General features: G+C 68.0%; 1 protein-coding gene. It reads right to left on the bottom strand.

Going from position 1 to position 231, the window contains the following annotated elements; all coding sequences use genetic code 11:
• On the bottom strand, nucleotides 1-231 hold a 231-nt coding region (locus tag AF337_RS03950; RefSeq protein WP_160320240.1), incomplete at both ends, for a LamB/YcsF family protein.

Below are 231 nucleotides of genomic sequence, written 5' to 3'. Positions count from 1 at the left end.
CATCAGCGCCCCTGTCTGCGTCGCCACAAGCTGCTCCACTTCCCGGACGCTCAAGGGGATCAGGCGTCGTCCGAAGCCCTCGCGATCTGCAAAGCCCGGGTGGGCCCCGGCGACGACGCCCCGTTGGCTTGCGAGCGCCAGCGTCTCCACCATGGTCGCCGGATCTCCGGCATGGCCGCCACATGCGATGTTCGCACTGGTGACGACGTCAAGGATCGCCTTGTCGTCGCC

Source organism: Rhizobium ecuadorense, from assembly GCF_001187535.1.
In the GTDB taxonomy this organism is placed as follows: Bacteria; Pseudomonadota; Alphaproteobacteria; order Rhizobiales; family Rhizobiaceae; genus Rhizobium; species Rhizobium ecuadorense.
The sequence above is the reverse complement of the archived record's forward strand: the minus strand, read 5'-3'. Positions and strand labels throughout refer to the sequence as shown.